The organism is Stenotrophomonas sp. SrG (assembly GCF_050031795.1).
In the GTDB taxonomy this organism is placed as follows: domain Bacteria; phylum Pseudomonadota; class Gammaproteobacteria; order Xanthomonadales; family Xanthomonadaceae; genus Stenotrophomonas; species Stenotrophomonas rhizophila_A.
In genome coordinates this window covers 1-233 of the sequence record NZ_JBNBBE010001532.1, presented here as the reverse complement: position 1 = coordinate 233, position 233 = coordinate 1, and the positions used below count along the sequence as shown (strand labels likewise).

The 233-nt window shown below is 66.1% G+C and carries 1 pseudogene; it reads left to right on the top strand.

Going from position 1 to position 233, the window contains the following annotated elements:
* Positions 1-233 (top strand): annotated as a pseudogene (locus tag ACQG3P_RS24515) (MarC family protein); the annotation flags it as partial.

The following is a 233-nucleotide window of genomic DNA, read 5'->3' as shown; positions in this document are numbered from 1 at the left end:
AGGCACCACCTCGCCCAAAGACGGGCCGGAATCGGAGCATGTCGTCGCGGCAGGCTGCGCGCTGCTGGCGTTGAGCGTGCTGATCAACCTGAGCATGCGCTACGCCGGGCGGCTGCAATCCTTGCAGGGGCCTACGGGCATGCAGGTCATGCTGCGCCAGTTGGCGTTCGTGATCCTGTGCATCGGTGTCGAGATCGGCTGGATGGGACTCTCCGAGCTGCTGGGGCTGCCAG